Consider the following 12,421-nt stretch of genomic DNA (forward strand, 5'->3'; position numbering starts at 1 on the left):
CGCCAGAGGCCGGTCACAGCAGCGGAAGGGCCGTACGGGACTTGTCCCGTACGGCCCTTCCGCGTGCGGACGGTTGACACCTCTGGCTAATGCCATTAGCTTAATGGCTATCAACCTTAACAACGGGAGTGGACATGACCGAGTTCCTGGACACCGACGGCGGCCGGCTCGCGTACGACGTGACCGGTGAGGGCGCGCTGATCGTGCTCGCCCACGGCATGGGCACCAACAGAGGCGCCTTCCGCGAGCTGGCGGACCTGCTGGCGGCGGCCGGCTTCCGGGTCGCCGCCATGGACCAGCGCGGGCACGGCGAGTCCAGCACCGGCTGGAGCTCCTACACCCGCACCGACGCGGCGGCGGACCTGCTGGCCCTGATCCGGCACCTGGGCGGCCCCGCCGTCATCGTGGGCCACTCCTTCGCGGGCGGCGGCGCCACCATCGCGGCGGCCGAAGAGCCGGAGCTGGTCAGCGCGGTCGTCGAGCTCGGCCCCTTCACCCGCGCGCAGAAGATCGACATGGGCGCACTGTTCTCCAACGCCCGCTACCGCAAGGGCATGTCACTGCTGATGGGGACGGGCCTGCTGCGCAGCGTCGGGTTGTGGAAGCGCTACCTGGACCACGCCTTCCCCGGCACCAAGCCCGAGGGGTACGCGGCCCATATCGCCGCTCTGGAGGCCGACCTGCGCAGGCCGGGCCGGATGGCGGTCGTCAGCAAGATGGGCATGTCCGCGCCCACCGACGCGGGCGCCAAGCTGGCCGGTGTCCGCTGCCCCGTCCTCGTCGTCGAGGGCACGCTGGACCCCGACTGGGCGGACCCGCAGGCCGAGGGAGAGGGCATCGTGGCGAGCCTGCCCGCAGGGCTCGGGCGGCTGGAGATGATCGAGGGAGTGGGCCACTACCCCCACGTGCAGGCCCCGGCAGAGGTCGCCACCGCCATGCTGGCCTTCCTCAAGGACACCGCCCGTGCCTAGGGCGGCCCTGTCCCCGGACGCGGTCGTCGCCCTCGCACTGGAGACGGTGGACGAGAAGGGCGCCTCCGCCCTCACCCTGTCCGCGGTGGCGGACCGGGCGGGCGTCGCCACCCCCTCCCTCTACAAGCACGTGCGCGGCCTCGCCGAACTCCGCGTCCTCGTCTCCGCGCGGATCATGGACGACATGGCGGAGGCCGCGGGCCAGGCGGTGCTCGGCCGCTCGGCCGACGAGGCGGTCCGCGCGTTCATGGAGGCCTGGCGCGCTTACGCGCGTCGCCACCCGCACCGCTACGCGGCCATGCTCCAGAGCCCGGATCCGGGTACGGCCGAAGCCGGGGAACGGCTGCTCGGCATCATCCGCGCCACGCTGCGCTCGTACGGACTGACGGACTCGGCGGCGATCCACATGATCCGCTGCCTGCGCGCGGCCGTCCACGGCTTCGCGGTCCTCGAAACCGGCGGCGCGTTCGGGCTGCCGGAGAGCCTGGACGAGAGTTACGACCTGCTCATCCGCATCGTCATCGCCGGAGCGCACAGCGGTCCGCCTGCCTGAGACCGGGCGAGGGCGTGTTCCGAAAGCCCCGTCCGCCCGGCGGCGCCCCGCACGGCGCACGGGCCCGGAGTGCGGCCGGCCGGGCTGACCGCCGGTGTCACCGCGCGGCGTTCACAGCGCGCGCCATTCGTCGAAGCCGAGCCCCGGCCCCTCCGTCTGCCGTGCCACCCGCGGCTCCCCGTCCGTACCCACGGCGGCCATGACCACCCGGCCGAGCGCGTCGTGCGTCAGGGCCGGAGTGCCCAGGCAGGCCGCGCCAGTGTCCGACCACCACACGCCGCCCGCCTCCTTCTCGGTCACCCCGACGCCGACGGCCACCGCGCCGTTCACCCCGCGGTGGGCAAGCACCGTGCAGTCGAGCCCGTCCAACTCCGTGCGGATCAACGCGTGCCCGCCCTCGCCGGGCGTACCGCCGAGCTCCATCGGCGAGCCGTCGGCCCGGTAGGCGACGACACCGCCCGAGGGGTCGGTCCAGAAGTACGTCGCGCGGCCGGGTGCCGTCTCCAGCACCGCGAGCGACCCCGGGCTCACCGCGAAGGGTGAACGCTCGACCTCGCCCCAGCCGCCACCGGGCTTCTCCTGCTGCCAGTACAGCGTGCCCTTGTCGGTGGAGGCGAAGATCTCCAGGCAGCCGGAATCGAGCGCCACCACGGCGGGGACCTCCTTGATGCGCGTGCAGCGAAGGTCCTCCCAGCCGCGCCACTTGCCGTCGGCGCGCTCCCGGCGCACCATCATGCCGCCGCGCCCGTTGCGGGCGGCGACGTGCACCTCGCCGGAGGCCTTCACCACGACGACGGGCGCGCCGAACCCGCTGCCCACATCGGCTTCCTTGTGCGGGTTGCCCAGCGAGTTCCAGGAGGAGACCGGGCGTCCCGTCTGGTACTGGATCGCGTGCACGACGTCCACGGTGACGCCGCCCGAGGCCGCGGGCCGTTCGCGTCGGCCGGCGAAGTGCACGTAGCCCTGGGAGTTCTGTGCCACGGACAGATGCGTCAGTCCCGGCAGCCGCACCACGTCCGGGGCGTCCCACTGCGGACCACCGGGGCGCGTCTCCGACCAGCGGCGCAGACGGCCGTCACCGGCGACGTACGCGGTGAGCCTGCCGTCCTTGGCCCGGGTGAGCCAGATGCCGCGTAGCGCTGGGGCCCCGGGAGCAACCTTCGAGGTCGCACGGGCATCCTGTCCGAGCATGATTCTGCGATTACCTTTCCAGAACTGACATCCGACAACTCGCGCACGAATTCGAATCTGTTACATCCTAAACCCCGGTAAGGCGGGGTATTCCGGGGTTCACCAGCGTACGATTCGCGGCCGGAACGGGCTCCGGTACGTGCCAGGGGCCGTCACGATCCCGCTGTGGGCCCCGTGCGCACACCAGTTGTGAGGACTCATTCAGGATGAGCCAGGACACCAGCACACCTGACAGCCCGAGTTCCCCGGACAGTCCCCGTCGCGGGCGCGGGCGCGAGCGGACGCGCGGCCGGCGAATACGCCGGGCGCTCCTGCTGTCGTTACTCGTGATCGTCATCGCCGCGGGCGGGACAGCGTACTGGCTCTACAGCCGGCTCGACGGGAACATCAAGGGCGTCGACATCGACAGGGCGCTCGGTGACGACCGCCCCGAAAGGCTCCCCACCAGCGGGCAGAACCTGCTGGTCCTCGGCTCCGACTCGCGCGCCGGGGCGGAGAACAAGGCGCTGGGCGGCGGGGGCGGCGTCAGCGGCGCGCGCTCCGACACCGCGATGGTCGTGCACATCCCCGAGGGCCGCAGCAGGGCCGTCGCCGTGTCCATCCCGCGCGACACCCTGGTGACCCGGCCCGAGTGCGTCAGGTCCGACGGCTCGGCCATGGGCTCCGCGAGCCGCGTGATGTTCAACTCCGTCTACTCCCAGGTCGGTCCGGCCTGCGTGGTCAAGACCGTGGAGAAGATGTCCGGGGTCCGTATCGACCACTACCTGGAGATCAACTTCGCCGGATTCAAGGACCTCGTCGACGCCATAGGCGGCGTCACCGTCGATGTGCCCCAGGATATCCACGACAAGGCCTCCGGACTCGACCTCACCGCCGGGCCCCACAAGCTCGACGGCACCGAGTCCCTCTCCTACGTCCGCACCCGCCACGGCATCGGTGACGGCAGCGACCTCGGCCGCATCGGACTCCAGCAGCAGTTCCTGCTGGCACTCCTCGGCGAGGTCAAGTCGCGGGACCTGCTGGGCAGTCCGGCCAGCACCTACCGGATCGCCAACTCCGCGACCAAGTCCCTCACCACCGACGAGGGTCTCGCCTCGCTCACGTCACTGAGCAGGTTCGCCCGTTCGATGAACGGCGTCGACCCGGGCTCCATGGACACCATCATGCTGCCGGTGGCGTACGACCGGATCGACCCCAACCGGGTGGTGGCGGCGCAGCCGCAGGCCAGGACGCTCTGGAAGGCGCTGCGCGAGGACACCGCCATCCCCGCGTCCGCCAGGAAGTCGCCCGCCACCGGCGGCTGATCACCCGTTCACCGCGTCGCGCCCGCGTGGGTGCGACGCGGTCAGGAGAGCCACTCGGCGTAGCGGGTCCTCGCGAGATGCGCGCCCGGGTCGGTGAGGGCGTCCCCCTGGACGGCGGCGAACATGCCTGCGGTGGGGTCGGTCACGACCCTGCGGTTGTCGCCCTTGGCGGCCAGCGTCATGCGGCCCAGCTCGTCCAGGGCGAAGACCTCGGGCCCGGCAATGGAGTGGATGCCGTTCACGGGTGTCCCCTCGGCGATCCGGGTGACCGTCTCGGCAACCTCGGCGGCGGAGACCGGCTGGAGCGGGGTGGTGGGCAGCCGTACGGTGTCGCCCTCCGCGGTCCAGGACAGCACGTCGTCGATGAACTCCATGAACTGGGTGGCTCGGACGATCGAGTACGGGACCGGGCCCGCCGCCAGAAGCTCCTCCTGGAGCAGCTTGGCCCGGTAGTAGTCGACTTCCGGCACCTTGTCCACGCCGACGATCGAGAGGATGACGAAGTGGCCGGCGCCGGCCTTTCCCGCAGCGGCCAGCATGTTCCCCATCGACGTGCGGAAGAACTCGGGCGAGGCTTCGTCGAAGGTCGGTGAGTTCGTCAGGTCGAGGACGACGTCGGCACCTGCCACCGCCGCGTCCAGTCCCTCGCCGCTGATGATGTCGACGCCGGTGGCCTTCGAGTGCGGGAGCGCCTCGTACCCGGCGGCGTTCAGGTTCCTGACGACCTGCGACCCGATCAGCCCGGTGCCGCCGATTACTGCGAACTTCATGACATACCCTTCGTCGGGAGTCTGTCCGGGGCTCACCGCGTGCTGCGGTGGACCCGGCTGTGCTTGCGGCCGTAGGTGAAGTAGATGACGACGCCGATGACCATCCAGATGCCGAACCGCAGCCAGGTCTCGGCCGGCAGGTTGAGCATCAGCCAGACGGACGCGGCCACCGAGAGGACCGGGATCAGCGGGACCCACGGGGTGCGGAAGGCGCGGTGCAGCTCCGGGCGGGTGCGGCGCAGGACCATGACGCCCAGGGCGACGACCACGAAGGCGAAGAGCGTTCCGATGTTCACCAGGGTCGCGAGCTCGTCGATGCTGGTGAATCCGGCGACGATCGCGATGATCACGCCGAGCAGGATGGTCGGGCGGTACGGGGTGTGGAAGCGCGGGTGGGTCTTCGAGAAGAAGCGCGGGAGGAGTCCGTCCCGGCTCATCGCGAAGAACACCCGGGTCTGGCCGAGCAGCAGGATCATGCAGACCACGGTGAGGCCGACGGCGGCGCCGAAGCTGATGATCCCGGCGTAGACGGGGTGCCCGACGGCCTTGAAGGCATCGGCCAGCGGGGCGTCCACGGAGAGCTCTGTGTAGTGCTCCATTCCGGTGACCACGATCGATACGGCGACGTAGAGCGTGGTGCAGATGAGGAGCGAGGCCATGATGCCGCGGGGCATGTCGCGCTGCGGGACCTTGGTCTCCTCCGCGGCCGTGGCCACCACGTCGAAGCCGATGAAGGCGAAGAAGACGATGGAGGCGGCGGTGAAGATGCCCATGACGCCGAAGTTGGTGGGCGCGTACCCGAAGATCAGCTGGACCAGCGGTTCCTGCAGGCCGGAACCGGCGGACTGCGGCTGGGCCTCGGGGATGAAGGGCGAGTAGTTCGCGGTGTCGATGAAGAAGAGGCCCGCGATGATCACGATCAGCACGACGGCCACCTTGATCGCCACCACGACGGTGGTGACCCGGGCGGAGAGCTTCATGCCCAGCACCAGGATGACGGTGAGGATCAGGACCAGGACGAATGCGAGGATGTCGAAGCCGAATCCTTTCGTCGCGTCGGTCCCGGAGAGCGCGTTCGGCAGCGACCAGCCGATGTTGTCCAGGAGCGAGCGGACGTAGCCGGACCAGCCGACCGCCACCACCGCCGTGCCCAGCGCGAACTCCAGCACCAGGTCCCAGCCGATGATCCAGGCGACCAGTTCGCCGAGCGAGGCGTAGGAGAAGGTGTACGCGGACCCGGCCACCGGGACGGTGGAGGCGAACTCCGCGTAGCAGAGGGCGGCCAGGGCGCAGACGACGCCCGCGACCACGAAGGCGATGGCGGTGGCGGGTCCCGCCGTCTCCTTGGCCACCTTGCCGGTGAGGACGAAGATCCCGGTGCCGATGATGACGCCCACTCCGAAGACCGTGAGGTCCAGGGCGGAGAGGGACTTCTTGAGGGCGTGCTCCGGCTCCTCCGTGTCGCGGATGGACTGTTCGATCGACTTGGTCCTGAACAGCCCGTCCCGGCTGGGGGGCAGGTCCTGCTGCGTGCTCACCGGCGTACCTCCACGCACTCGTCGTGGATGCCATGATTCGGAGATTCGGACCGGCTCGCTCCCGGCACGCCCCGCAGCGCGGGATTTCACACGAATGGGCCGGTCGGACCACCCTTGGAGGGTGGGCGACCGGCCCATCGGCGATGCGGCGTTACGGATCAGTCCCGGACGGGCTCCGCCACGGAGCGGCTCTCCGCGTCCGTCTCGTAGCGGCCGTCGAGCTTGGCGACCAGACCGGTGACCTGGCGGGCGATGTCCGGTGCGGTCAGCCCGATCTCGGCCATGACCTCCTTGCGGGAGGCGTGGTCGAGGAAGACCGGCGGGATGCCGAAGTCGCGCAGCGGTACGTCGACGTCGGCGTCGCGCAGCGCCTGGGCGACGGCCGATCCGACGCCGCCGGCCCGGCTGTTGTCCTCGACGGTGACGACGACGCGGTGCTTCGCGGCGAGCGGCGCCATGGCCTCGTCCACCGGCTTCACCCAGCGCGGGTCGACGACCGTGGTCGAGATGCCCTGGGCGTCGAGCAGGTCCGCGATCTCCAGGCACATCGGGGCGAGCGCGCCGATGGAGACGAGCAGCACGTCGGGCCGGTCGGTACCGGGTTCGCGGAGCACGTCCATGCCGCCGGCCGTGGAGACGGCCGGGACCGACGGGCCGACCGCGCCCTTGGAGAAGCGGACGACCGTCGGGGCGTCGTCGACCGCGACGGCCTCGCGCAGCTGGGCGCGGACCTGGTCCGCGTCGCGCGGGGCGGCGATCCGGAGCGTCGGCACGCACTGCAGGATCGACATGTCCCACATGCCGTTGTGCGAGGCGCCGTCCGTACCGGTGACACCGGCCCGGTCCAGGACGAAGGTCACGCCGCACTTGTGCAGGGCGACGTCCATCAGGACCTGGTCGAAGGCGCGGTTGAGGAAGGTGGCGTAGACCGCGAAGACGGGGTGCAGTCCGCCGGTGGCGAGGCCCGCCGCGGAGACCGCGCCGTGCTGCTCCGCGATGCCGACGTCGTAGATCCGGTCCGGGAAGGCCTTCTCGAACTTGGTCAGGCCGACCGGCTGGAGCATGGCCGCGGTGATCGCGACGATGTCCTCGCGCTCCTTGCCGAGCTTGACCATCTCCTCGCCGAACACGGAGGTCCAGTCGAGGCCGGAGGTGGCGACGGGCAGGCCGGTGTCGGGGTGGATCTTGCCGACGGCGTGGAAGCGGTCGGCCTCGTCCAGCAGCGCCGGGGTGTAGCCGCGGCCCTTCTCGGTGAGGCAGTGGACGATGACCGGGCCGCCGAAGCGCTTGGCGCGCTGGAGCGCGGACTCCAGTGCCTCCAGGTCGTGTCCGTCGATCGGGCCGACGTACTTGAGGCCGAGGTCCTCGAACATGCCCTGCGGAGCGATGAAGTCCTTGAGGCCCTTCTTGGCGCCGTGCAGCGTCTCGTAGAGCGGCTTGCCGACGACGGGGGTGCGCCCCAGGAGGTCCTTGCCGCGGGCCAGGAAGCGTTCGTAGCCGTCGGTGGTGCGCAGGGTCGCCAGGTGGTTGGCGAGGCCGCCGATCGTCGGCGCGTAGGAGCGCTCGTTGTCGTTGACGACGATGACGAGCGGGCGGTCCTTGGCGGCGGCGATGTTGTTCAGCGCCTCCCAGGCCATGCCGCCGGTGAGCGCCCCGTCACCGATGACCGCGACGACGTGGTCGGGACGCTTCAGCACCTCGTTGGCCTTGGCGAGGCCGTCGGCCCAGCCGAGCACCGTGGAGGCGTGGCTGTTCTCGATGACGTCGTGCTCGGACTCGGCGCGCGAGGGGTAGCCGGAGAGGCCGCCCTTGCTCTTGAGCTTCGTGAAGTCCTGGCGGCCGGTGAGGAGCTTGTGGACGTAGCTCTGGTGGCCGGTGTCGAAGAGGACCTTGTCCTTCGGGGAGTCGAAGACCCGGTGCAGGGCGATGGTCAGCTCGACCACGCCCAGGTTGGGTCCGAGGTGTCCGCCGGTCTTGGAGACGGCGTCGACGAGGAAGGTCCGGATCTCTTCGGCGAGCTGCTCCAGCTGCTCGGGGGTGAGCCGGTCCAGGTCACGCGGTCCGGCGATGCCGGCCAGCAGATCCCATCCGTCGCCCGCCACCGCCCGTGCATGACGCGCTTCGCGCGGCTGTGTCACCGTGCCTCCTTGCGATTGTGCTGGTCGAGCATGCCGATCCGATGAGTCTAATGTTCCGTTCGCCGCCACGGACATCGGGCGGGCGTGTGCTGACCCACCGGTCCCGCCCCGCGAGGCCGGACGGACGGCCCCACCTGTGCGTTCGGGGCGCGTCGCGAATGGTTCCGGGCAGGCACTGTGACGGGAACGACGCCGCGGATTCAGGCCCGCGCCTCCGCGAGCCGCCGCATCACCGCCCGCGCGCCCCCCAGCAGGACCAGCAGGACCGCCACGGTGTAGAAGGAGTCCGGGGTGTGCCAGCCGCCGTTGACGTCCGCCAGGAAGGCCGGGTCGAAGAACTCCCGTCGGTACAGGATCCAGGCGAGCGGCAGCGTGAACGCCGCCTCCGCGGCGATGTTCCACACCGCGAGCACCCGCGTCGGAGCCCGCACCGCCCGGATCACGTCGAGCGCCACGAGTCCGGCGAGCCCGGCCAGGACCGGCCAGATCCAGCCCGACCACAGGCCGGGGTCGAGCACGTCGAGGTGTACGCCTTCGTCGGTCCGGTACGGCTGCGCGGTGTGCTGCCACACGATCAGGGCGATCAGCAGCGCGTGCCACGCGGTACCGGCGTACGCCATCGCGCCGCGTCTCCCCGGCGCACGGGACTCGGGCAGCTCCTCCGGCGTCCAGACCGCCCTGCCGGGCGCGCCGGGGCGCCTGCCGGACCGCTCGGCCAGGGCGAAGGCCGCGGTGAGCCAGGCGATCATCTGGGCGCCGACGGAGAGCACCGTCCCGGCGGCCCCGCCGATCACCGACGCGGCTCCCCGCCCGTCCAGGACGTCGACGACGGCGCTCACCGCGGTGACGGCCGGCAGCACGGCGAGGAGCAGCACCGTGAGGAGCCGTACGTACGCCGGGTAGAGCTCGGGGCCGATCAGGGTGAGCGGCCGGTCCGCGTAGCCGGCGGCGAGCCGGACCGGGTCACCCATCTCGGTGAGTACCTCGCGTTCGGCGGCCGCCGGGTCGCCCGGCCCCCTGGCCTCGACGGTGTCGGCGATCGTGGCGGACAGCTCCTCGGCTACGTCGCCGCGCCGGCCGGCCGGGATGCGCCGGACGACCTCCGCCACGTAACGGTCGGTCAGCGTGCCGGTGCCGGGCGCACTCAGCGTTCTCATCGGTCCCCCTTGGTCAGGCGTGCTATCGAGGCGTCCAGTGCCTGCCACTCGCGCAGCAGCCCGGTGCGGACCCGGGCTCCCTCGGCGCTGATCCGGTAGAACTTCCGCGGCCGGGACTGCTCGGTGTTCCACTCGCTGACGAGCAGCCCCTGTTTCTCCAGGCGCCGCAGCAGCGGATAGAGGGTGTTGCCGTCCACCGCAATCCCGGCGTCACCGAGCGTCTCCAGGAGCGCGTAGCCGTACTGCGGTTCCTCCAGGAGCGCCAGGCAGGCCAGCACGACCGTGCCGCGGCGTAGCTCCTGGGCCTGGCTGAGGATCAGTTCATCGGTGCCCACGCGTGACACGATACTGTGCGCCACACACTAATGTCACCCGCGAGGGCGTGTGCCCGCCGGAACGCGACAGTGCCCGGCGCCCCCCGAAGGGGCGCCGGGCACTGTCGGTGTCGCGGTGCGGGCTGCGTACTAGGCGCGGACCGCGTACTGCGCGCGGGCTGCGTACTAGGCGCGGCCCGCGGTCTTCTGCGTGCGGCGGGAGACCGAGTCGATGACCACGGCGGCGAGGAGAACCGCGCCGGTGATCATGTACTGCACGGCGTTGGCCATGCCGATCATGTTCAGGCCCTGCTGGATCGACTGGATGACGACCATGCCGAGGAGCGCGGACCAGACCTTGCCCCGGCCACCGAAGAGGCTGGTGCCGCCGATGACCGCGGCAGCGATCACCAGCATCAGGGTGTTGCCGCCGCCGACGCTCTTGGTGGCGCCGCCGGAGAGGCTGGCGATGAAGAGACCACCGAAGGCGCCCAGCGTGCCGGAGAGCGCGAAGACGATGATGCGGATGCGGTCCACGCTGATACCGGCGCGGCGCGCGGCCTCCGCGTTGCCGCCGACCGCGAAGACCTGGCGGCCGAAGGTGGTCCGGCGGGCCACGAAGTCCGCGATCACCAGGACGGCGAGGAAGAGCACCAGGGCCAGCGGCAGGCCGCGGGCGCCCTCGGGCTCGTTCAGGACGTACGCGACGACGAAGCACAGGACGGCGACGACAGCGGTACGCAGCACGATCTCGGTGACCGGGCGGGCGGGCAGGTTCGCGGCCTTGCGGCGCTTGCTGTCCACCAGGAGGGACGCGGCGTACGCGATCACCGCGACCAGGGCGAGGCCGTAGCCGACGCCCTTGTCCTCGAAGAAGTAGTTGGTGAGGTCCTCGACGACACTGCCGGACGGCGTGTTGATCGAGCCCTCGCCGCCCATCATCCAGTCCTGCAGACCGCTCCAGCCGAGGAAGCCGGCCAGGGTGACGACGAAGGCCGGCACCCCGATCTTCGCGAAGAAGAAGCCGTGCAGGGCGCCCAGCGCGGTCCCGGCGAGGACGGCGGTGAGGATCGCCAGCCACTCCGGCCAGCCGTGGTTGACGTTGAGCACGGCCCAGGTCGCCGCACCGACACCGGCGACAGAGCCGACCGAGAGGTCGATCTCACCGAGCAGCAGCACGAACACGATGCCGACCGCCATGATGCCGAGGCCGGAGCTGTAGACAGCGATGTTGGCGACGGAACTGGCGGAGAGGAAGTTGCTGTTCTGGAACTGGAAGACGATCGCGATGACGATCAGCCCGACGAAGACCGGCAGCGAGCCGAGCTCACCGCCGCGCACCTTGCGGAGGAACTCCGACCAGTAGCCCTTGAAGCCCTCCTCGCGGATGAGCAGGCGCGGGTCCACCGCGGGGATGGCCGCCGCCGACGGTTCGGCCGCCTGGGCCGGCACCGTGGCGCTCTGCCCGGCCTTCTCGGTCTTCTCGTCGGAAGTCCCGGGGGTCTTGGCGAGGTCGCTCACTTTGCGTCCTCCTTCGTGACTGTGCGTGCCTGGCGGCGCGTGACGGCATTGTCCGAGGCGCCGGTGATGGCGGCGATGACCTCTTCGTGGGACGTGGTCGCGACGTCGAAGACGCCGTTGTTGCGGCCCAGCCGGAGCACCGCGACCCGGTCCGCGACGGCGTTCACATCGGCCATGTTGTGGCTGATGAGGATCACGCCGTGGCCTCGCTCGCGCAGCCGCTCCACGAGGTCGAGCACCTGGGCGGTCTGCTCGACGCCGAGTGCGGCGGTCGGCTCGTCGAGGATGACGACCTTGGGGTCACCGATCAGGGCGCGGGCGATGGCCACGACCTGGCGCTGGCCACCGGAGAGCGAGGCGACCGGGATACGGACGCTGGGGATCCGGATGGACAGGGTGTCAAGGAGTTCCTTGGCGCGCTTCTCCATCCCGATCTCGTCGAGGACGGAGGCGCTGCGCAGCTCGTTGCCGAGGAAGAGGTTGGCGACGACATCGAGGTTGTCGCAGAGGGCCAAGTCCTGGTAGACGGTGGCGATTCCGAGGTCCTGGGCGTCGTTCGGCCGGTTGATCCGGACCGTCCCGCCCTCCCACTCGATGGCGCCTTCGTCGATCGGGTGAACACCCGAGATGGTCTTGACAAGGGTTGACTTGCCGGCGCCGTTGTCGCCGACCAGGGCAACCACTTCGCCGGAATGAATCTCCAGGTTCACATCGGTGAGCGCCTGAACGGCGCCGAACCGCTTGGAGATTCCGCGCAACGCCAGCACGGGCGTAGCGGACACGTGAATCATCTCCTTCGCCGCCTGACCGGCGGGGATGGTGCTGCATTGCACAGGGGGTGCCGGTTCGGGCCGTCGGACCACCGTCGTCGCCTGGTGGCCCGTGGGGCCTGGGGCGGCGGCAGTCCGACGACCGGATCCGGTGAGAAGAAGTCCGGCCCCGCCCCCGCTTTGCGGGGCGTTGA

At 70.6% G+C, this 12,421-nt stretch carries 11 protein-coding genes; 3 read left to right on the forward strand and 8 right to left on the reverse strand.

Annotated features, from left to right (window positions below):
- The first annotated feature begins 134 nt into the window (after positions 1 to 134).
- Positions 135 to 971, forward strand: a complete 837-nt coding sequence (locus tag ACZ601_RS06400) for an alpha/beta fold hydrolase (protein ID WP_469533620.1) — start codon at positions 135 to 137, stop codon at positions 969 to 971.
- Positions 964 to 1,524: a TetR/AcrR family transcriptional regulator gene (locus ACZ601_RS06405; RefSeq protein WP_469533622.1), complete on the forward strand. Its 561-nt coding sequence runs from the start codon at positions 964 to 966 to the stop codon at positions 1,522 to 1,524. The genes ACZ601_RS06400 and ACZ601_RS06405 overlap by 8 nt, the downstream gene beginning before the upstream one ends.
- A gap of 111 nt (positions 1,525 to 1,635) precedes the next feature.
- Here ACZ601_RS06405 and ACZ601_RS06410 read toward each other — a convergent pair whose 3' ends face one another.
- Positions 1,636 to 2,715, reverse strand: a complete 1,080-nt coding sequence (locus tag ACZ601_RS06410) for a PLL family lectin (protein WP_469533626.1) — start codon at positions 2,713 to 2,715, stop codon at positions 1,636 to 1,638.
- 206 nt (positions 2,716 to 2,921) lie between these two features.
- Here ACZ601_RS06410 and ACZ601_RS06415 point away from each other — a divergent pair, with 206 nt between their 5' ends.
- Positions 2,922 to 4,019 (forward strand): LCP family protein, encoded by a 1,098-nt coding sequence (locus ACZ601_RS06415; RefSeq protein ID WP_469533628.1) that lies wholly within the window; start codon positions 2,922 to 2,924, stop codon positions 4,017 to 4,019.
- Positions 4,020 to 4,060: 41 nt separating this feature from the next.
- Here ACZ601_RS06415 and ACZ601_RS06420 read toward each other — a convergent pair whose 3' ends face one another.
- The 7 genes from ACZ601_RS06420 to ACZ601_RS06450 all read right to left on the reverse strand — a co-directional run bounded on the left by ACZ601_RS06420 (position 4,061) and on the right by ACZ601_RS06450 (position 12,248).
- Positions 4,061 to 4,789: an SDR family oxidoreductase gene (locus tag ACZ601_RS06420; protein WP_440576020.1), complete on the reverse strand. Its 729-nt coding sequence runs from the start codon at positions 4,787 to 4,789 to the stop codon at positions 4,061 to 4,063.
- A 32-nt stretch (positions 4,790 to 4,821) separates the two neighbouring features.
- A complete protein-coding gene (locus ACZ601_RS06425) occupies positions 4,822 to 6,327 on the reverse strand; it encodes an amino acid permease (protein ID WP_469533631.1) in 1,506 nt (501 codons plus the stop codon).
- A gap of 158 nt (positions 6,328 to 6,485) precedes the next feature.
- Complete coding sequence (gene dxs / locus ACZ601_RS06430) at positions 6,486 to 8,465, reverse strand: 1-deoxy-D-xylulose-5-phosphate synthase (RefSeq protein WP_469533633.1); 1,980 nt, start codon at positions 8,463 to 8,465, stop codon at positions 6,486 to 6,488.
- Between the two features lie 200 nt (positions 8,466 to 8,665).
- On the reverse strand, positions 8,666 to 9,622 hold the full coding sequence (locus tag ACZ601_RS06435; protein ID WP_469533636.1) for an HAAS signaling domain-containing protein: 957 nt from the start codon (positions 9,620 to 9,622) through the stop codon (positions 8,666 to 8,668).
- Positions 9,619 to 9,957 carry a PadR family transcriptional regulator gene (locus tag ACZ601_RS06440; RefSeq protein WP_073734871.1) on the reverse strand — a complete coding sequence of 113 codons (339 nt, stop codon included), beginning with the start codon at positions 9,955 to 9,957 and terminating at the stop codon, positions 9,619 to 9,621. The genes ACZ601_RS06435 and ACZ601_RS06440 overlap by 4 nt, the downstream gene beginning before the upstream one ends.
- A gap of 165 nt (positions 9,958 to 10,122) precedes the next feature.
- The gene (locus ACZ601_RS06445) at positions 10,123 to 11,457 is read right to left on the reverse strand and encodes a sugar ABC transporter permease (protein WP_469533639.1); all 1,335 of its coding nucleotides are present in this window, start codon (positions 11,455 to 11,457) and stop codon (positions 10,123 to 10,125) included.
- On the reverse strand, positions 11,454 to 12,248 hold the full coding sequence (locus tag ACZ601_RS06450; RefSeq protein WP_440576014.1) for an ATP-binding cassette domain-containing protein: 795 nt from the start codon (positions 12,246 to 12,248) through the stop codon (positions 11,454 to 11,456). Before ACZ601_RS06450 ends, ACZ601_RS06445 begins: the two co-directional genes overlap by 4 nt.
- Between the last annotated feature and the right edge of the window lie 173 nt (positions 12,249 to 12,421).

It is taken from the genome of Streptomyces sp. NPDC104307, assembly GCF_055584045.1.